The organism is Zobellia alginiliquefaciens (assembly GCF_029323795.1).
Taxonomy (GTDB): Bacteria; Bacteroidota; Bacteroidia; order Flavobacteriales; family Flavobacteriaceae; genus Zobellia; species Zobellia alginiliquefaciens.
In genome coordinates, this window is sequence record NZ_CP119758.1 from 3,482,364 (window position 1) to 3,502,208 (window position 19,845).

The following is a 19,845-nucleotide window of genomic DNA, read 5'->3' on the forward strand; positions in this document are numbered from 1 at the left end:
TTAAAAAATTGAGTGTCCCGTCTTGGTGGTTAGTTCTTCCAGTGCTGCCATGCCTAGTTTGGAATTTCCCTTAGGGTTTAAACCAGGGGACCAAGTGGCAACACAATAGGTGTTGGGAAGCAAGGCTACGATACCGCCGCCAACGCCACTTTTACCAGGTAACCCGACCTCAAAAGCGAATTCACCTGCTTCATCATAAAAACCACACGTTAACATTAATGCATTTATACGCTTTACCTGATTCATGGTAAGGTACATTTTTCCTCTTTGGCATTTGCCGTGGTTCATGAAGATATAAAAAGCACTGGTGAGCTGCTGGCAATTCATCTCTAGCGAACATTGAAAGAAATAGAAATCAAGGACTGCTTCCACATCGTTATTTAGGTTGCCGTAAGATTTTAACAAACTGGCAGCAGCGTAATTCTTATATCCTGTTCTTTTTTCAGATAATGCAACCTCTTCATTATAGCGAATAGAAGGGTCATTTGTTAGCTCTTGAATAAAATTCAGAAACTCTTCTTTGGGATTTTTTAATTCTGAAACGAGTATATCTGCAATAACTATGGCACCGGCATTAATAAAAGGGTTTCTTGGGATGCCATTCTCTTGTTCTAAAAGTGATAAGTGGTTGAACGGGTCACCAGAAGGCTCAACGTCAACCCTTTTCCACAGATCAGCACCTACTAGCCCAAAAGAAAAGGCAAGCGTTAAAACTTTGGAAATACTTTGAATGGAAAAACCTTCTAACGCCTCTCCCGAACTATAATTATTCTTGTTTGCATCAAGAATATGAATACCGAATTTCTGCGGACTTACATTAGCAAGTTCGGGTATATAAGAAGCTACCTCGCCTCTGTTGGTTGCTTCTTTAGAATGAGTTACAATTTTATCTATTATGGATTGATAATCTATCATGCTTTATAAAACGGAGGCTTAACTACGGTTGCAGGTATTGCTTTTTTGCGTACCTGAATGTTTATTTTATAGCCGACTTCAGAAAAAACTTGGGGCACATAACCTAAACCGATTCCTTTTCCTAAAGAGGGAGACATCGTTCCGGAGGTCACTACTCCTATTTTATTCCCTTGCCCGTCCACTATATCATAACCCTGTCTGGGAATGCCTCTTTCATCCAATTCAAAACCGATGAGTTTGCGTTCTGGGGCGTGTGCTTTTATTTTGGCCAATGCTTCGCTGTTGACAAAATCTTTAGTGAATTTGGTAATCCAGCCCAAGCCTGCTTCAAAGGGAGAAGTACTGTCATCTATATCGTTTCCATAGAGACAATAACCCATTTCAAGACGCAGAGTATCACGAGCGGCAAGACCTATAGGTTTAATGCCAAAATCAGCTCCAGCTTCAAAAACCTTGTCCCATACTTGTTGTGCTTCGCTGTTCTTGCAATAAATCTCGAATCCTCCAGAACCTGTATATCCGGTAGCGGAAATGATAACATGTTCAATTCCTGCAAAATCGGCAACAACAAAATTATAAAACTTAATTTCGGCTAAATCTACTGAGGTTAGTGATTGCATGGCTTCAACAGCCTTTGGACCTTGAATGGCCAAAAGTGAAAACCCATCGGAAATATTGCGCATGGTCGCACCTATCTCCTCGTTGTATTTTGAAATGTGTGCCCAATCTTTATCAATATTCGATGCATTGACTACCAACAGATATGTTTCTTCCTTTATGTGATATACGATAAGGTCGTCAACAATTCCCCCTGTTTCGTTGGGCAGGCAGCTATACTGAGCCTTGCTAATAGTAAGTTTAGAAGCATCATTAGAAGATACTTTTTGAATTAAATCAAGGGCTTTTGGGCCTTCGATTAAAAACTCACCCATATGCGAAACATCAAAAACACCTACGCCTTTACGTACTGTTTCATGTTCAATATTTACACCCTCGTAAGATACGGGCATATTATATCCCGCAAAGGGAACCATTTTAGCGCCTAAGGCTTCATGGGTCTGGGTCAAGGCAGTATTTTTCATTGTACTTCGTATTTAGGTGTGCAAAGCTATTGAAATATTTAACTATTGTATAATTGCGCTTTGTTATGTTTTGCATAATCTTTGTAAATTACCAAGTACGAATAGCTTTAGCTCAAAACCAATTTTCTAAAACAAACAACATGATAAGACACATTTATTCAATCGTAGCCCTATTATTGGTTCCCTTGTCTATAATAGCTCAAGGCGAACCCACTGATTTTCTTTCCTCGGATTTTCATAAGGGCAGGAGAGAGGCTGTTCGCAGTATGATGCCCCAGAATAGCGTGGCCGTATTTTTTGCGAATGCCGTGCGTAATCGAGCAAATGATGTGGATTATGTGTATCACCAAGACCCTAATTTTTATTACCTAACGGGATATAAGGAGCCTAATGCGGTGTTGGTTCTCTTTTCGGAAGAACAACAAATTGCAGGCACCAGTGATAATGAAATATTATATGTTCAGGAAAGGGACCCACGGGCCGAACAATGGAACGGAAAACGATTAGGGGTTGAGGGGGCAAAGGGTAAACTTGGTTTTACAACTGTTTTTAACGGAAGTGCCTTTAAAGATGTCAATATCGATTTCAAAAATTTTGATAAAGTACTTTTCTTCGATTTCGAGAACGATTATCGCGATTCTAGAGATGAAGCGGATCTATATGACCTGATTCAAACCTTTAAAACGAAAGCCAATTATCCAGCGGATTATGATAGTTCAAAGGATCGCTTTTATTCTATGATTACTTCTACCGATGTTGAGAACAGTGCTAATGTAGCTCAGACATTAGGTCGATATCTTAGCAGGGACAAAGAGTTGCAAAAAGACGAACTGATCAGTGGTTTTGTAAATGCGAACGATGATAAATTAAGAAGTGAAATTAAGGAGAAAGTAACGCTTAAGTTAGATGCCAATAACTTAAACTCGTCAATGCTAGGTGAAATTATGGCAACACTTCGTGAAACTAAATCTGCAGAGGAGATGGAACTTCTGAAAAAAGCTATTGAAATTTCTGCGGTGGGTCAAATCGAGGTAATGAAAGCCATGCATCCAAATATGTCCGAAACGGAGATACAAGGGGTCCATGAGTATGTGTACAAAAAATACGGTGCGGAATATGAAGGTTATCCATCTATTGTAGGAGGGGGGCATAACGGCTGTATTTTACATTATATTGAAAACAACAAGATGAAGGTTGGTAATGATTTGGTGTTGATGGATTTAGGAGCTGAGTATCACGGATATACAGCCGACGTAACCAGAACCATACCTGCAAACGGGAAATTCTCGAAAGAGCAAAAATTGATATATGACATAGTTTATGATGCTCAGGAAGCAGGAATCAAAGAGAGTGTTTTAGGAGCTCCGTTTCAGGCTCCAGGACAAGCGGCAAGTAAAGTGGTAACTGCAGGTTTGATGAAGTTGGGAATTATTAAAAAGGAGGAAGATGCTAGAATTTATTTCCCTCATGGAACCTCTCACTATTTGGGGTTAGATGTGCATGACGCAGGCACGTATCAACCATTTCAAGAGAATACGGTAATTACGGTTGAACCTGGAATTTATATTCCAGAAGGCAGTGATTGCGATGAAAAGTGGTGGGGAATTGCCGTACGTATAGAAGACGATATTCTTATTACAAAAAATGGCCCCGTGAATCTTTCCGCTATGGCGCCAAGAAAGGCAGAAGAAATTCAAAAAGTAATGAAGCAACCGAGTCCGTTGGACAAGTTTGAACTTCCAACTTTAAACTAATAAAAAAAGCCCCTAAAGAAACTTCTTTAGGGGCTTTTTAAATCTTATCTGTTCAACAGATATTGTTTTAGTTCTTCGTATTCTTTAATTGATATGGATTTCTTCTCTTTATCCATCACTTTCTTAATCTGCCCAGGGATAGTAACCGTTTGTCCAATAGTTTCTTCTACAACGTCCAAGAATTTTACGGGATGGGCGGTTTCCAAGAAAATACCATAAACATCAGGATGCGACTCTTGGTATTTTTTTAATCCCAAATAGCCAACTGCGCCATGGGGATCCGCTACATAACCACTTTCGCTATGTATTTTCTTCATGGTCTCCCTAGTTTCATCATCCGTAAAGGAGTAGGACGAAAGGTTTTCTTTTAAGGTTTCAAAATTGTCTTGGTACAGGTGTCTAATGCGAATAAAATTGCTCGGGTCACCTACATCCATGGCATTGGAAATCGTTGCTGTAGATGGCTTTGGATTGTACGTCTCAGTTTTCATAAACTCAGGCACCGTATCGTTCACATTGGTTGAAGCTATAAAGTGCTTTACGGGCATACCCAAACGTTGAGCGACCATACCGGCACATACATTTCCAAAGTTTCCGCTAGGAATTGAAAAGACAATTTCTTTTCCTTGGGATTTAGCCTGTTTATAAGCAAAAAGGAAATAGAACAACTGTGGAAGCCACCGTGCCACATTAATAGAGTTGGCGGATGTCAACTGCATTTTTTCAAGAAGTGCTTCATCCAAGAAAGCAGTTTTAACCATTTTTTGGCAATCGTCAAACGTACCATCAACTTTAAGAGCGGTTATATTTTGTCCTAAAGTGGTTAATTGTCGTTCTTGAATGTCGCTAACTTTTCCGTTTGGATATAAAATTACGACACGAACACCATCCACGCCTAAAAATCCATTGGCAACAGCACCGCCAGTATCACCAGAAGTAGCTACTAAAACCGTCACGTCTTGTTTTTCGCCTTCCGAGAAATAACCAAGGCAGTTGGCCATAAACCGTGCTCCCACATCTTTAAATGCCATGGTAGGACCGTGAAAAAGCTCTAATGTGGCTACGTTTTCTTCAATTTCTACAACGGGAAAATCAAAATCGAGAACCTTGGCTATAATTTCACGAAGCTTATCGTTCGGTATCTCCTTAGAAACAAACTGATGAATAGCGTTAAACGCAATCTCATGGTTTGTTAAATCCGTTATGTTTTCAAAGAAACGGGGAGGTAACGGTTCTATCCGTTCGGGGAAATATAAACCCTTATCAGGTGCAATCCCTTGTATAACGGCATCCTTAAAAGAAACTTCGGGTGCTTTTTTATTTAGACTGTAAAAATTCATTACTGTATGGTCTTAATTCCTTCACTATTAATTTTAGAAACATGAACATCATAATCAATGCCGATGTTCTTGTACACTTCTTTCATTGCCGTTGCCACTTTATTAGCGGTTTCTATGCCTTTGCTGAACGCAAAAATAGACGGGCCAGAGCCCGAAATGCCAGAACCTAAAGCACCGGCCTTTAAAGCCTCACTTTTGACTTGGTCAAAACCAGGTATAAGAATTGAACGAATGGGTTCAACAATGTGATCCTCCAGAGAACGCCCGATGAGGTCGTAATCTTCGGTATATAGTCCGGCTATGAGTCCGCCTACATTTCCCCATTGTTTAATGCCGTCTGCTAAGGTAATATTGGTTTTCAGTATTTTACGGGAATCAGAGGTTTTAACTTCTATCTGTGGATGGATTACGGTTGCGTGCAAATCACTTGGTGTATGAATTGGAACTATATCCAAAGGCGTATAGCTGCGCACTAATGTAAAACCACCAAATAGTGCAGGAGCCACATTATCCGCATGGGCTACGCCACTTGCCAATCGTTCGCCTTCCATGGCAAATTGAACGAGTTCTTGTGTTGAAAAAGGTTTGCCCAGAAGTTCGTTCATGGCCCACACGGCTCCTGTTGAACTTGCTGCGCTACTCCCTATACCACTTCCGGCTTTTATCTTTTTGTATATCTCTATTTCAAATCCGCCCGTGTAATCACTTTTTTCCAAGAGTGCCAAACCGGCTACGCCGGCCACGTTTTGAAGCGTTTCTATGGGTAACTCTTGACCTTCCAATTTTGTGATTCGAATCCCTTTTTCCTGGGTTTTTCTAACCACCATTTCGTCACCCACATTATCTAGGGCAACCCCGAGAACGTCAAACCCACAAGAAACATTGGCAATTGTAGCTGGGCAAAATACTTTGATTTCCTCCATGATTAGAAATTTCCAATTCTGATGATATCGGCAAAAATACCGGATGCAGTAACATCGGCACCCGCTCCTGCACCCTTGATAATCATTGGCTGATTGGGGTAGCGCTCCGTATAAAATAAAACGATATTGTCACTTCCTTCCAAGTTATAGAAATCGTGCCCTTTTGGTATGGCCTGTAGGCCTACGCTTGCTTTTCCGTCTTCGAACTGGGCTACATATTTTAACTTGCTATCGGAATCTTTCGCGTCCTTATACAGCTTTTGAAAATCACCTTCGTGTTTGATAAGGGTAGCAAAAAAGTCATCATTATTATCAGTATCAAGGCTTTCTTGTGGCAAGAAAGATTTATTTTCGATATCCGTTATTTCTAATTGATTTCCGCTTTCCCTGGCTAAAATCAAAATTTTTCGCATTACGTCCACACCGCTTAAATCTATCTTTGGATCTGGTTCGGTATAACCTTCTTCCTGTGCTTGTTTTACGATGTCATGAAATGTAGTGGTGTCATTGAAATTATTGAAAACAAAATTTAAACTACCGGAAAGTACCGCCTGAATTTTAAGGATTTTATCACCTGAGGCAATCAAATGTTTCAAAGTATCTATAATCGGTAATCCAGCGCCCACATTGGTTTCAAATAAAAACGGAGCGTTGTAGGTCCTCGCCAACGATTTTAATTCCTGATAGTTCTCAAAAGCCGATGAGCACGCAATTTTATTACAGGTCACTACCGAAATGCTATTTCCTAAATAGGTGTTGTACGTTTGAGAAACCTCTGCGCTTGCGGTATTATCAACAAAAATGCTGTTGCGGTAATTCAACTCGTTTACCTTTTTCATGAAGGCTGCTTTATCCGCTTTTTCGCCGGCGGCTAATTCGGTCTCCCAATCTTTAAGTGGAATTCCGGTTTCATTGAATACCATAGTACGGGAATTTGACATGCCAATGACCCGTATATTCAGCTTAAGATTTTCTTTTAAGAATTTCTTCTGTTGGTATACCTGCTTCAAAAATTTGGATCCCACGTTACCGACACCCATTACAAATAGGTTCAGTTGTTTTATGTTTTCCTCAAAGAACTCTTCATGCAATGCATTTAGGGCTTTCTTGACATCTTCTTTTTTGATGACAGCCGAAATATTTCGCTCAGAAGCTCCCTGTGCAATCACACGTAAATTGACGTTGTTCTTCCCTAAAGTACTGAACATTTTGCCACTCAAACCTTGATGGCTTTTCATGTTATCACCAACCAGAGCGATGATGGCCAAATCTTTCTCAGCTATGACCGGTTTTATTTTACCTCTTTCGATTTCATATTCAAAAGCAGTGTTGACCACTTCTGTAGCCCTATCAATATCATCTGCGGAAATACCTACGCAGATAGAGTGTTCGGAAGAAGCTTGGGTAATTAAAACTACACTAATATCGGCTTGGGAAAGTACTTCAAAAAACCGTTTTGAAGTTCCCGGTATACCTACCATTCCTGGCCCTTCCAAAGATAAAAGAGCTATATTTTCAACATGACTTATGCCACGTACGGTCTTGCCTTTTTCGTTTTTATTCTTCGTAATAAGGGTTCCCGAATTATCAGGCTGGAATGTGTTTTTTATAAGGATGGAGATACCTTTTGCCAAAACCGGTTGAATCGTTGGTGGATATAAAACTTTAGCACCAAAGTGCGAAAGCTCCATTGCTTCCTCGTATGATATATGAGGGATTGCTTTGGCTTGCTTCACTAATTTAGGATTGGCCGTATACATACCGCTTACGTCTGTCCATATCTCCAAAAACTCGGCATTTACGGCCGCAGCTACAATTGCCGCGGTATAGTCGGAACCACCGCGACCTAAGGTAGTAGAGTTTCCATTTTCGGAAGAGGCGATAAAGCCACCCATAACCACAACTTCGTGATTGTCTTTGCTGAAAAATGTCTCGCAATTTGCATTGGTCAAATCAAAATTGACCATGGCCTTTCCGTTAATATTGTTGGTCCTTATAAGTTCCCTACTATCAATATAACCAGCGTTTAGTCCGTCTTGGGCAAAATATTCACTAATAATGTAGGATGATAAGAGCTCCCCGTAGCTCACGATTTTATCGGAAAGCTTGGGAGTGGTTTCGCCTATTAAAAATGCCCCTTCCACTAAGGTTTCTAAGGTATTCAGTTCGCTTTTTACCTTGCTGAGTACTTTGCTCTGTGCGTTTACATTGATTAATTCTTTTGTGGTATCCAAATGTCTTTTCTCAATCTCCTGTAAAATGGATTTGTAGCCTTCACTTTGTTGAGCGGCCAAGTGTGCAGCATTTAACAGAAGGTCCGTAATGCCACCAAATGCAGATACCACTACTATGGTCTTATCCGTATTGGCATTTGATACTATATTTTTTACTAATGCAATGTTAGAGGCGTTGGCAACAGAAGTGCCGCCGAATTTTAAAACTTTCATGTTAGATGAAATTAACTCTTAAAAATAGATTGGGTGCGAAATAACGCGTTAACGAACTGATATGTTTTTGCCTACCCCAATGGGGTGATGGTGCCAAATGTGTTGATTGAACCATTGGTCGTGAAGAAAAATTCAGTTGTTATGTTTGCGATATGCTTATACATAGTAAGAATGAAAGCATCAAATGTAGTACTTTTGGATTCTTAATCAAATTTTTGTTGTTAGTTATTGAGCTAGAATGTTAATTACTTACATTATTAAAATTTTTGTGAGATTTTCACAATGATTTTAGGGTTTAGCAGCTGTCTTATTTATGCAGAACTAATAATTAGCAACTAGGAACGTACTTAATAACCAGATAACTCTATACTATTCTACATGAAGATTTTCTCTGCAAAGCAAATTTACGAAGCTGATAAAGCAACGATTAAAAAGAATAATATTTCTAGTGATCAATTAATGGAGGGTGCGGCCGTGCAACTCTTCAACTGGTTGCATTACAGAATTCAAGGGGCGCCGGTAAAAATTCACTTATTCTGTGGTATTGGTAATAATGGTGGTGACGGGATAGCTTTGGCTAGGCACTTACAAGATCATGGATATAATATTGCTGTATATGTCGTTAACTATAGTAAGAAAAGGTCAGATGATTTTTTAGTGAATCTAGATCGATTGAAAGATCGTAAAATATGGCCTGAGTTTATAGAAGAAAGTTCGGATTTACCTGAAATAAGCAAGGATGATATTATAGTTGACGCTATTTTTGGAATTGGACTGAACCGTACTCCAGATGCATGGGTAGTGAACCTTTTTGAAAACATTCAAAAGTCGGAAGCTTTTGTGCTTTCGGTGGATATACCATCGGGATTATTTACGGATAGGGTGCCAGAAGACGAAAAAGCGGTCGTGAAAGCGAATCACACCTTAAGTTTTCAAGTGCCTAAATTGGTGTTTTTCTTGCCGGAAACCGGAATTTTTACCGAACAATGGGAAGTTTTGGATATTGGTCTAGATCCGGAGTTTTTAATGACTACTGAAACGGAATATGAACTCATAGGTAAAAATGAAATGCTTCCTGTTTATATTCCTAGAGAAAAGTTCTCCCATAAGGGTACGCATGGGCATGGTTTAATAATAGGAGGGAGTTATGGAAAAATAGGAGCCGTACATTTGGCTTCAAAAGCCTGTCTACAATCGGGGAGCGGGCTGGTTACCGCGTATGTGCCTAAATGCGGATATATACCATTGCAAACGAATTTTCCAGAAGCTATGGTTTTGACCGATGCAGATGAAAATCATGTTTCTAAAATCGAATTTAATATAGACCCAACGGTTATAGGTATTGGTGTGGGCTTGGGTAAAGATAAAGACACCGTAAAAGCGTTGGACACATTTTTGACCGAAAACAAAAAGCCCCTGGTTGTTGATGCCGATGCACTAAATATACTTTCTGAGAATAATGATTTGCTTGAAAAATTACCCGCTCAAACCGTACTAACACCGCATCCAAAAGAATTGGAACGATTAATTGGTAGTTGGAAAGGAGATTTTGACAAGCTTGATAAGGCAAAAGCATTTTCAAAAAAATACGATTGTGTTTTAGTGATTAAAGGTTCGCATACCATTACTGTGTATGATAATAAAGGATATGTGAACACCACGGGAAACCCCGGTATGGGAACGGGAGGCACAGGCGATGTGCTTACCGGAATGATAACCGGATTAATAGCTCAGGGGTACAATCCATTAAATGCAGCAGTGTTCGGAGTGTATTTGCATGGTAGGGCAGGAGATATTGCAGTTGAAAAAACAGGGTACCAGGCGCTTACCGCAACTGATGTTGTAGCGAATATTGGCGCTGCTTTTATTGATTTGTTCGCACAACCAGAGAATAGGCCGGAGGTGAATGAAAATGAAAGGCCATCTGAACAATAAGAATGAATGTATAACTAACAGGTATGAATTTAAAAGCCTCAAGATTTAAAATCTTGAGGCTTTGCTTTTTGGTACAGTATATAGTTTTATTTTGCTTTTACACGTCTCTTGATCCAAGCTACTGCATTATCAAATTCAATGAAGAATTTCATAGGTTTTTTGTAGAATAGTTTTTCAATTTTGAAGTTATGCATATCTATTTCCTTAACGGAAACAATGGCCAATGCTTTTAAATTGTCTAATTGTCTCAAGTAGGTGTATATGGTAGGGTCTACGGCATAGGAATTTTTTCTAAGGCTAATGTAGCCAAAGTTTTTATCCCTAAAATGAATCTCTGAAATCCCTATAATTTGGTAAACTCTTTCTAATGTAAGTGTTGCCCCTTCATCGAACAGTGAAACCATATAGTTTTCATAAACCTGTATTTTTCCCACATCTAATTGATACTCCCTGACTATGACAGTCTTTTTTGGTCGTCTCACTTTCATTTTAAATATATTATAATGTCCTGAGACGAATGTAGATGTATCGTAATCTATTGTGAAAAATAATAGATTAAAAGCGTAAATATCGTTTATAGTGCGGTTGTTGGAATGGTATTGTATTTTCTTTCTTACAGTCAGCATTTTAGCATAAGAAAAAAGGGAGTCAATTTAATTGACTCCCTTTGCAAACAATTCTTACGTTAAGTTTATGTATTGGAAGATTTTTCTGCTTTTTTAATATCGATAGTAAGCTCTTCTTTCTTTTGGTCCAGATCCATCATAATAGTGTCTCCTTCCTCAAGCTTGGAATTTACTATTTCTTCGGCAAGAGCGTCTTCAATATACTTCTGAATGGCTCTTTTTAAGGGCCTGGCGCCATATTGCTTGTCAAAACCTTTGTCCGCAATATAGTCTTTTGCCTTGTCCGTTAAACTTAAATCGTAACCTATATCTTTAATTCTAGCGAACAGTTTACGAAGCTCAATGTCAATAATTTTATGGATGTCTTCTCTTTCTAGAGCATTGAAGACAATAACATCATCAATTCTATTTAAAAACTCAGGAGCAAACGCTTTTTTAAGCGCACCTTCAATAACACTCTTCTGGTGGCTGTCTTCTTGGGATTTCATTGCCGAAGTTCCAAAACCGATACCTTGTCCAAAATCTTTCAATTTACGGGCGCCAATATTAGAGGTCATAATGATAATAGAGTTTCTAAAATCTATTTTTCGTCCTAAACTATCCGTAAGATAACCATCATCCAATACTTGTAACAACATGTTGAACACGTCTGGATGCGCTTTTTCAACCTCGTCCAATAGAATAACGGAATAAGGCTTACGTCTTACTTTTTCGGTTAACTGGCCTCCCTCTTCGTAACCAACATATCCTGGAGGTGCACCTACTAACCTAGAAATAGCGAATTTTTCCATGTATTCACTCATGTCAATACGAATCAACGCATCTTCTGAGTCAAAAAGCTCTTTTGCAAGTACTTTTGCCAATTGGGTTTTACCAACACCGGTCTGTCCTAAGAAAATAAACGAACCAATAGGTTTGTTAGGGTCTTTTAATCCAGCTCGGTTTCTTTGAATCGCTTTTGCAACCTTGGCAACAGCATCGTCCTGACCAATTACATTAGACTTTATTAGACTAGGTAATTCCGCTAACTTATTACTTTCGGTTTGTGCAATTCTATTGACCGGTATACCGCTCATCATAGAAACAACATCGGCAACATTATCTTCGCTAACGGTTTCTTTGTGCAGTTTACTGTCTTCTTCCCATTTCTCCTGTGCGTTGGCCAAGTCTTTTTCAAGACGTTTCTCGTCGTCTCGCAATTTAGCGGCTTCTTCGTATTTCTGTTTTTTGACTACACTGTTCTTTAGTTCACGAACATCTTCAAGCTGTTTTTCAAGCTCAAGAATCTGTTTGGGAACATCCATATTAACAATATGAACACGGGAACCGGCTTCATCAAGCGCATCAATAGCTTTGTCCGGTAAGAAACGGTCCGTCATATAACGGTTCGTTAATTTTACACATGCCACAATTGCCTCATCTGTATAGTTTACATTGTGGTGATCCTCATATTTTCCTTTTATGTTATGAAGAATCTCAATGGTTTCTTCAACCGTTGTAGGTTCTACAATAACTTTTTGAAAACGTCTTTCCAGGGCACCGTCCTTCTCAATATATTGGCGGTACTCATCTAGTGTAGTGGCACCAATACATTGAATTTCTCCTCTGGCCAAGGCGGGTTTGAACATATTTGAGGCATCCAAGCTACCCGTTGCGCCACCGGCACCCACAATGGTATGGATCTCATCAATAAAAAGAATAACATCATCATTCTTTTCAAGCTCGTTCATAACCGCTTTCATTCGCTCTTCAAACTGGCCACGGTATTTTGTGCCCGCTACCAGAGAAGCTAAATCTAAGGTTACAACCCTTTTATTATAAAGAATACGCGAAACCTTTTTGTTGATAATGCGCAATGCCAAACCTTCCGCAATAGCACTTTTACCCACACCGGGTTCACCTATTAATAAAGGATTGTTCTTCTTTCTTCTACTTAGGATCTGTGATACACGTTCAATTTCTTTTTCTCTACCAACAACGGGGTCTAGTTTGTTCTCTTCCGCCATAAGCGTTAGATCACGACCAAAGTTGTCCAATACAGGAGTTTTGGATTTTTTATTGCCTTTTTGTCCGGCCGTAGTACCAAAACTGCCTTCTTTGCCCTCGGTATCATCATTATCGCTAGGGAAAGATTCAGAAGTTGGTGAATCTACAATATCATCGTCGCTTGTAATCATAAATTTAAATTGTTCCTTAACACCATCATAATCTACTTTAAGTTTGTGAAGTAGTTTTGTGGTGGGGTCATTTTCGTTTCTCAAAATGCATAATAGTAAGTGTGCAGTATTGATAGAGGAACTCTGGAAAAGCTTGGCTTCTAAAAAAGTGGTTTTTAGGGCACGCTCTGCCTGCCTCGTCAAATGCAAGTTCTTTTTATCTTTTTGTAAAGTGTTCGGGTTAGGGTTGGAAGGGCTAAGAATTTCGACCTTTCGCCTAAGATGATCTAAATCGACCTCCATAGCGTCAAGAATACTAATTGCTTTGCCGTTACCATCTCGTAAAAGCCCCAACATTAGATGCTCGGTACCAATGAAATCATGGCCTAACCGTAGCGCCTCTTCCTTACTATAAGCAATTACGTCTTTTACTCTCGGTGAAAAATTATCATCCATAAATTTATCCTTTCATCTATAAAATTAGTAAAACTATACCAATCTAACGCAAATAGTGTACCTAATATTAGATAAAATTGGCCTAAATACTGAAAAAGGAATGAGGTTAAAACCTAAGAGGTAAAAGTAGAAGGAAGTTTTGGTCTTGAAAAAGTGTTGATAAATTGTTTAATAAAGAAGTGTGTATGTGCTTTAAAGGCTATCATTTTGTGTATATTGGCATGTTTTTTAACTAAAATAATTCTAGGATTTAAAAATGGCAGAAGGAGAAAAATTGATTCCGATTAACATCGAAGAGGAAATGAAATCTGCTTACATCGACTATTCGATGTCGGTCATTGTGTCACGTGCTTTACCTGACGTTAGGGATGGATTAAAGCCGGTACATAGAAGGGTGTTGTATGGAATGTATGAGTTAGGGGTTCGATCTACTAGCTCACATAAGAAATCTGCGCGTATCGTGGGTGAGGTTCTGGGTAAGTACCATCCTCACGGAGATACCTCTGTTTATGACTCTATGGTGCGTATGGCGCAAGAGTGGAGTTTACGGTACATGCTCGTAGATGGGCAAGGTAACTTTGGGTCTGTAGATGGTGATAGCCCTGCGGCTATGCGTTATACTGAGGCCAGAATGAGAAAAATTGCCGATGACATGTTGGCGGATATAGATAAGGATACGGTAGATCATCAATTAAACTTTGATGATTCTTTACAAGAACCTATAGTGCTTCCTACACGTGTTCCTAACTTATTGGTGAACGGAGCTTCAGGTATTGCGGTTGGTATGGCCACTAATATGCCGCCACATAACTTAACGGAAGTTATAAATGGTACTGTAGCCTATATTGAGAACAATGATATTGAGGTCGATGAAATTATGACCCATATTAAGGCACCGGATTTTCCAACAGGTGGTACTATTTACGGTTACGATGGTGTAAAAGAAGCATTTCATACCGGTAGAGGTAGGGTTAAGATAAGGGCAAAGGCCGTTGTTGAGGAAGTGCAAGGTAGGGAATGCATAATAGTTACAGAGATACCATATCAGGTCAACAAGGCGGATATGATCAAGAAAACTGCCGATCTTGTCAATGAAAAGAAAATTGAAGGTATTTCTAGTATTCGAGATGAATCCGATAGAAATGGAATGCGTATCGTTTATATTTTAAAACGAGATGCTATACCAAACATCGTTCTTAATACCTTATATAAGTATACGGCATTACAAAACTCTTTTAGTGTTAACAACATTGCGCTGGTAAACGGTCGTCCTCAGTTGCTGAACATTAAGGAGATGATTCATTATTTTGTGGAACACCGTCACGAAGTAGTGGTAAGACGTACTGAGTTTGAGCTTAAAAAAGCAGAGGCTCGTGCCCATATTTTAGAAGGTTTGATTATTGCTTCGGATAATATTGACGAAGTAATTGCCATTATTAGGGCATCGTCTAACGCAGATGAAGCTAGGACAAACCTGATGGAGCGCTTTAAGCTGACTGAAATTCAGGCGAAGGCTATAGTTGAAATGAGATTACGTCAGTTGACCGGTCTGGAGCAAGATAAGCTTCGTGCCGAATACGATGAAATTATTTTAACTATTGCGGACCTCAAAGATATCTTGGCTAGAAAAGAGCGAAGAATGGAAATCATTACCGAAGAGCTTTTAGAGATAAAAGATAAATACGGTGATGAGCGTCGTTCTGAAATAAATATGGCCGGTGGGGATTTGAGTATCGAGGATATGATTCCAGATGAGCAGGTGGTGATTACAATTTCTCATGCCGGATACATCAAAAGAACTCCAGTTTCCGAATATAAAACTCAAAACAGAGGAGGTGTAGGTCAAAAAGCATCATCCACTAGAAATGAGGATTTCTTAGAATACCTTTTCGTAGGAACCAACCACCAGTACATGCTTTTCTTTACTCAAAAAGGAAAATGTTTCTGGATGAGGGTCTATGAAATTCCTGAAGGCAGCAGAACTTCAAAAGGTAGGGCTATTCAGAATCTTATTAATATTGAGCAAGATGATAATGTTAAGGCGTTTATTTGTACTCAAGATCTTAAGGATGAGGAGTATGTAAATAGTCATTATGTTATTATGGCCACCAAAAAAGGTGTAGTTAAGAAAACAAGCTTAGAGCAATACTCGCGACCAAGACAAAATGGAATTAATGCCATAGGTATTCGTGAGGGCGATGAGTTGTTGGAAGCAAAATTAACTACAGGTACAAGCCAAATTTTCTTAGGTTTGAAATCTGGTAAAGCTATACGTTTTGAAGAAAGTAAAACGCGCCCAATGGGAAGAAATGCCTCTGGTGTTCGTGGTATTACTTTGGCAGATGATAATGATGAGGTAATTGGTATGGTATCCGTTCATGATATGGAGGATAACCTGCTTGTTGTTTCTGAAAACGGATATGGTAAACGGTCCGATATTGAGGATTACCGTATAACCAATAGGGGTGGTAAAGGAGTTAAAACTATTTCCATTACAGAAAAGACAGGAGGACTTGTTGCTCTTAAGAATGTTTCCGATTCTGATGATTTAATGATTATAAACAAATCTGGTATCGCCATCCGTATGAGTGTGGAGGATTTAAGGGTTATGGGAAGAGCAACTCAAGGGGTTCGTTTGATAAACCTAAAAGGAAACGATTCAATTGCCGCTGTAGCAAAGGTTATGAAAGATGAGGATGAATTAACTGAAGCTGATGTGTTGGATATTGACGTAAAGCCTGAGGAAGATGGCACGGCTCTTGATAATGATACGCCAGAAGCACCCGAAGAAGAATAAATTTTAACTATAATTATAACGCTAATATTTAATTAAATTGAAAATGAAACGTAGATTTTTAATAGTTGCGAGCCTTTGTTTTTGCATGGCAGGATTCGCACAGAAGAACGAGATAAAAGCAGCCGAAAAGGCATTGAAAGCCGGAGATGCGGCATCTGCTAGCAGCTCTTTAGAGGCGGTTTCGGGTTCTATCTCAGGAGCCGATGCTAAGTTACAGTCGCAATACTACTTTGTTAGTGGTAAAGCTTATGCCGATTTAGCTAAAAAAGGTGATGCAAGCGCTTTTAAAAAAGCAGCAGATGCTTTTCAAAAAGTTATTGAAGTAGAGGATGCTAGTGGTAAGTCTAAATATAGTGACGAAACCAAACAACATATGGCCGCTTTAAGTGCCGATTTGGTGAACTCTGCTGTAGAGGATAACGGCAATAAGAAATTTAAAGAAGCTGCCGAAAAGTTGTATACCAGTTATAAAATTAGCCCAAAGGATACTTCTTATCTTTACTATGCCGCAAGTAGCGCCGTAAACGGTGGTCACTATGAGGAAGCATTGGCGTATTATAACGAGCTGCAAGAAATTGGTTATGATGGTAGTGGTGTTGTTTATAAAGCTACTAACGTTGAGACTGGTCAGGAAGAAGAAATGGACAAAACTCAAAGAGATTTGATGGTAAAGTCTGGAACTTACAAAGATCCTAAAGACGAGAAATCTCCTTCTAAGAAAGCGGAAATTGTTAAGAATACTGCTTTGATCTATACGCAATTAGGTCAGGATGATAAAGCTTTAGAAGCGTATAAAGCGGCAAGAGCTAACGATCCAAACGATGTTAACCTTATCTTGAATGAAGCCAATTTGTATTACAAAATGGGTGATAAGGAGCAATTTAAAGCTTTAATGGCTGAGGCAGCATCTGTAGCTCCGGACAATCCGGATTTGCATTATAACATTGGTGTGATCAATATGGAGCAAGGTAACTTAGAGGAAGCTAGAGCGTCTTATAAGAAAGCTTTGGAAATCAATCCTGGGTATACTAATGCGCAGTTAAACCTTTCTACTACTTATGTAAACGAAGGTAACGGTCTTATTGATGAGATGAACTCTTTGGGTAATTCTAAGAAAGACATCGCTCGTTACGATGAGTTGAAAGAGAAAAAAGATGATCTTTTTAATCAAGGAGCTACAGTATTGGAAGATGCTTTAAAAATGAACCCTGATAACCAGGGTATCTTAACTCAATTAAAGAATATCTATGGCGCAATGGGCGACAATGAGAACTTTATGAGAATTAAAAAGATGTTAGGCGAGTAATTTACAGCCAAAACAAGTAATAAAAAATCCCCTTGGAAATTTCCAAGGGGATTTTTTTATGGTGTAAGTTGTTATCAATTATAGATGTTAGGCAATCTGTTTAATGACTCTTAGTTTGTGGGTGTAACTCCCTGTTTCGTTATTAAAGATTCCGGTATGGTCAATGCGGTCAATACGTACTTTTCCATCTACATGAATGATGTAGTTGTTCTCCATGATAATGCCAACATGGTATATTTCCCCTTCATTATTATCAAAAAAAGCAAGATCTCCCGCTTCGGTTTCTTCAATGAAGCTTAATGCATACCCTTGGGTAGATTGTTCTGCTGCTTTTCTAAGCAATCGGTATCCGTTTATCTTGTAGACCATTTGGGTAAAGCCAGCGGCATCAATTCCAAAAGGCGTTTTGCCTCCCCATAAATAAGGGGCGTTAAGATATAATAAAGCGGTCTGTATAAGCTGTGACTTGTCTTTTTTGTGGCCGTTACACTTACCGTCAAATGAGTGAGAAAGTACCGCACAGTTGCTGGTAGAGGAGCCTAGGATTACAGGTAAGAGTACTGAATTTTCTGTTTCAACAAAAGAAATAAGATCAGATGTGTAGCCTACTTTATCCGAAGACTCAATATTTTTATAAGCTTCCTCCGAAATCAGAATCATTTGGTGATTGCTTACCCAGCCTTCAAATTTGTCAAAAGCAATGCGTATGCGGCTCCATGCCTTTCTGCGCTCCAGGACTTTAAAATGTTCGCCATATACCAATTGTGAGACCATTTCGGACGTTTCATCGGCATTTACACGAACGGAAACTATACTTAGGGGACAAATTCCGTATTGCATATGTTTGGTTGAGTGAAGGTATTCTTTATCGTTCTACAATTATTGCAGAAGCGCCACCTCCGCCATTACATATTGCGGCAGCCCCTATTTTTGCATTATTCTGTTCTAAAACGTTGAGGAGCGTAATAAGGATACGTGCTCCTGAACAGCCAAGCGGGTGTCCTAGGGATACGGCACCGCCATTTACGTTTACATTGGTATCTGTAAGTCCTAATATTTTCATATTGGCCAAACCGACTACAGAAAAGGCTTCGTTAAATTCAAAGAAGTCTATATCGTCTATTGAGAGGCCGGCCTTGGCAATTGCTTTTGGAAGTGCTTTTGCAGGGGCCGTAGTAAACCATTTAGGTTCTTGCGCGGCATCTGCATAACTTCTTATTGTTGCTAAAGGCTTAAGTCCTAGTTCCTTTGCTTTGTCCGCACTCATTAATACCAATGCAGCGGCACCATCATTAATCGTAGAAGCGTTTGCTGCGGTAACGGTACCATCTTTAGAAAATGCTGGTCGCAACGCCGGAATTTTATCCATTTTTACATTTTTGAATTCCTCATCTTCGGAAACAATAATGGGTTCTCCACGCCGCTGAGGTACTTCAACCGGTGTTACCTCGTTATTAAATTTCCCCTCTTCCCATGCTTTCGCAGATCGGTGGTAAGATTGTATTGCAAAATTATCCTGGTCTTCTCTAGAGAACTTGTATTCAGTTGCACAAGCGTCTGCACAAACCCCCATGGCTTGTTGGTCGTAGACGTCCACTAATCCGTCTTTTTGCATCCCGTCCTCTAAGGTGGTTGGGCCAAATTTTTGACCATTTCTCATATGAACATAATGCGGAATAAGGCTCATGTTTTCCATTCCACCTGCAACGGCAATTGAAATATCGCCCAATGCTATAGCTTGGGCGGCTTGCATAACCGCTTTCATACCAGAGGCACAAACTTTATTTATAGTAGTACATGGAACGCTGTCTGGTATGCCTGCAAAAATTGCAGCTTGTCTAGCTGGTGCCTGTCCGGTTCCTGCTTGTACAACGTTACCCATTAGAACTTCTTCAACTAGATTTGGGTCAAGGTTTATTTTGTCCAGTGCCGCTTTTATGGCTGTGGCTCCCAGTTTAGGTGCCGGAACAGAGGATAAGGCTCCCATAAAGCTTCCTATAGGAGTTCTGGTGGCAGATACGATTACTACATTTTTCATATTAAAGCAAGAATTTCTCTTATGACAAAACTAAGAAATTAATGGGCAATACATTTCCTAGTTTTCATAA

The 19,845-nt window shown here is 39.4% G+C and carries 13 protein-coding genes; 4 read left to right on the forward strand and 9 right to left on the reverse strand.

Annotated features, from left to right (window positions below):
• Together P0077_RS14665 and gcvT are read right to left on the reverse strand one after the other, a co-directional pair.
• Entirely contained in the window at nucleotides 1–915 is a 915-nt protein-coding gene (locus P0077_RS14665; protein WP_276165959.1) for a glutaminase, read from the reverse strand.
• On the reverse strand, nucleotides 912–1,997 hold the full coding sequence (gene gcvT / locus P0077_RS14670; RefSeq protein ID WP_276165960.1) for a glycine cleavage system aminomethyltransferase GcvT: 1,086 nt from the start codon (nucleotides 1,995–1,997) through the stop codon (nucleotides 912–914). The genes P0077_RS14665 and gcvT overlap by 4 nt, the downstream gene beginning before the upstream one ends.
• A 140-nt stretch (nucleotides 1,998–2,137) precedes the next feature.
• Between gcvT and P0077_RS14675 the strand changes: the two genes are divergently transcribed.
• Nucleotides 2,138–3,751, forward strand: a complete 1,614-nt coding sequence (locus P0077_RS14675) for an aminopeptidase P N-terminal domain-containing protein (protein WP_276165961.1) — start codon at nucleotides 2,138–2,140, stop codon at nucleotides 3,749–3,751.
• Nucleotides 3,752–3,795: 44 nt separating this feature from the next.
• Here the strand turns inward: P0077_RS14675 and thrC are convergent, their stop codons facing one another.
• From thrC to thrA, 3 genes are read right to left on the reverse strand one after another with little or no spacing between them, the layout of a single operon-like run.
• Complete coding sequence (thrC, locus tag P0077_RS14680; RefSeq protein ID WP_276165962.1) at nucleotides 3,796–5,091, reverse strand: threonine synthase; 1,296 nt, start codon at nucleotides 5,089–5,091, stop codon at nucleotides 3,796–3,798.
• Nucleotides 5,091–6,014, reverse strand: coding sequence for a homoserine kinase (locus P0077_RS14685; RefSeq protein WP_276165963.1), 924 nt, complete (start codon nucleotides 6,012–6,014; stop codon nucleotides 5,091–5,093). Before P0077_RS14685 ends, thrC begins: the two co-directional genes overlap by 1 nt.
• Before the next feature lie 2 nt (nucleotides 6,015–6,016).
• Nucleotides 6,017–8,461: a bifunctional aspartate kinase/homoserine dehydrogenase I gene (gene thrA / locus P0077_RS14690; RefSeq protein WP_276165964.1), complete on the reverse strand. Its 2,445-nt coding sequence runs from the start codon at nucleotides 8,459–8,461 to the stop codon at nucleotides 6,017–6,019.
• A gap of 378 nt (nucleotides 8,462–8,839) precedes the next feature.
• Between thrA and P0077_RS14695 the strand changes: the two genes are divergently transcribed.
• Nucleotides 8,840–10,396: an NAD(P)H-hydrate dehydratase gene (locus tag P0077_RS14695; RefSeq protein WP_276165965.1), complete on the forward strand. Its 1,557-nt coding sequence runs from the start codon at nucleotides 8,840–8,842 to the stop codon at nucleotides 10,394–10,396.
• An 86-nt stretch (nucleotides 10,397–10,482) separates the two neighbouring features.
• On the opposite strand, the gene P0077_RS14700 is transcribed toward P0077_RS14695, so the two are convergent.
• Together P0077_RS14700 and P0077_RS14705 are read right to left on the reverse strand one after the other, a co-directional pair.
• The gene (locus P0077_RS14700; RefSeq protein ID WP_276165966.1) at nucleotides 10,483–10,884 is read right to left on the reverse strand and encodes an STAS/SEC14 domain-containing protein; all 402 of its coding nucleotides are present in this window, start codon (nucleotides 10,882–10,884) and stop codon (nucleotides 10,483–10,485) included.
• 203 nt (nucleotides 10,885–11,087) lie between these two features.
• Nucleotides 11,088–13,634 carry an ATP-dependent Clp protease ATP-binding subunit gene (locus tag P0077_RS14705; RefSeq protein ID WP_276165967.1) on the reverse strand — a complete coding sequence of 849 codons (2,547 nt, stop codon included), beginning with the start codon at nucleotides 13,632–13,634 and terminating at the stop codon, nucleotides 11,088–11,090.
• A gap of 256 nt (nucleotides 13,635–13,890) precedes the next feature.
• Here P0077_RS14705 and gyrA point away from each other — a divergent pair, with 256 nt between their 5' ends.
• On the forward strand, nucleotides 13,891–16,431 hold the full coding sequence (gyrA, locus tag P0077_RS14710) for a DNA gyrase subunit A (protein ID WP_276165968.1): 2,541 nt from the start codon (nucleotides 13,891–13,893) through the stop codon (nucleotides 16,429–16,431).
• A gap of 43 nt (nucleotides 16,432–16,474) precedes the next feature.
• Nucleotides 16,475–17,737, forward strand: coding sequence for a tetratricopeptide repeat protein (locus P0077_RS14715; protein ID WP_276165969.1), 1,263 nt, complete (start codon nucleotides 16,475–16,477; stop codon nucleotides 17,735–17,737).
• An 87-nt stretch (nucleotides 17,738–17,824) separates the two neighbouring features.
• Here P0077_RS14715 and P0077_RS14720 read toward each other — a convergent pair whose 3' ends face one another.
• Together P0077_RS14720 and P0077_RS14725 are read right to left on the reverse strand one after the other, a co-directional pair.
• Complete coding sequence (locus P0077_RS14720; protein WP_194526507.1) at nucleotides 17,825–18,577, reverse strand: C40 family peptidase; 753 nt, start codon at nucleotides 18,575–18,577, stop codon at nucleotides 17,825–17,827.
• Nucleotides 18,578–18,602: 25 nt separating this feature from the next.
• The gene (locus P0077_RS14725) at nucleotides 18,603–19,775 is read right to left on the reverse strand and encodes an acetyl-CoA C-acyltransferase (protein WP_276165970.1); all 1,173 of its coding nucleotides are present in this window, start codon (nucleotides 19,773–19,775) and stop codon (nucleotides 18,603–18,605) included.
• Nucleotides 19,776–19,845 lie beyond the last annotated feature (70 nt).

What these genes read in the sequence shown, in the direction of transcription:
- thrC (WP_276165962.1), bottom strand. Translation starts at nt 5,091, where the DNA reads ATGAATTTTTACAGTCTAAATAAAAAAGCACCCGAAGTTTCTTTTAAG.
- P0077_RS14695 (WP_276165965.1), top strand. Translation starts at nt 8,840, where the DNA reads ATGAAGATTTTCTCTGCAAAGCAAATTTACGAAGCTGATAAAGCAACG.
- P0077_RS14725 (WP_276165970.1), bottom strand. Translation starts at nt 19,775, where the DNA reads ATGAAAAATGTAGTAATCGTATCTGCCACCAGAACTCCTATAGGAAGC.
- P0077_RS14665 (WP_276165959.1), bottom strand. Translation starts at nt 915, where the DNA reads ATGATAGATTATCAATCCATAATAGATAAAATTGTAACTCATTCTAAA.
- gyrA (WP_276165968.1), top strand. Translation starts at nt 13,891, where the DNA reads ATGGCAGAAGGAGAAAAATTGATTCCGATTAACATCGAAGAGGAAATG.
- P0077_RS14720 (WP_194526507.1), bottom strand. Translation starts at nt 18,577, where the DNA reads ATGCAATACGGAATTTGTCCCCTAAGTATAGTTTCCGTTCGTGTAAAT.
- P0077_RS14675 (WP_276165961.1), top strand. Translation starts at nt 2,138, where the DNA reads ATGATAAGACACATTTATTCAATCGTAGCCCTATTATTGGTTCCCTTG.
- P0077_RS14705 (WP_276165967.1), bottom strand. Translation starts at nt 13,634, where the DNA reads ATGGATGATAATTTTTCACCGAGAGTAAAAGACGTAATTGCTTATAGT.
- gcvT (WP_276165960.1), bottom strand. Translation starts at nt 1,997, where the DNA reads ATGAAAAATACTGCCTTGACCCAGACCCATGAAGCCTTAGGCGCTAAA.
- P0077_RS14700 (WP_276165966.1), bottom strand. Translation starts at nt 10,884, where the DNA reads ATGAAAGTGAGACGACCAAAAAAGACTGTCATAGTCAGGGAGTATCAA.
- P0077_RS14685 (WP_276165963.1), bottom strand. Translation starts at nt 6,014, where the DNA reads ATGGAGGAAATCAAAGTATTTTGCCCAGCTACAATTGCCAATGTTTCT.
- P0077_RS14715 (WP_276165969.1), top strand. Translation starts at nt 16,475, where the DNA reads ATGAAACGTAGATTTTTAATAGTTGCGAGCCTTTGTTTTTGCATGGCA.
- thrA (WP_276165964.1), bottom strand. Translation starts at nt 8,461, where the DNA reads ATGAAAGTTTTAAAATTCGGCGGCACTTCTGTTGCCAACGCCTCTAAC.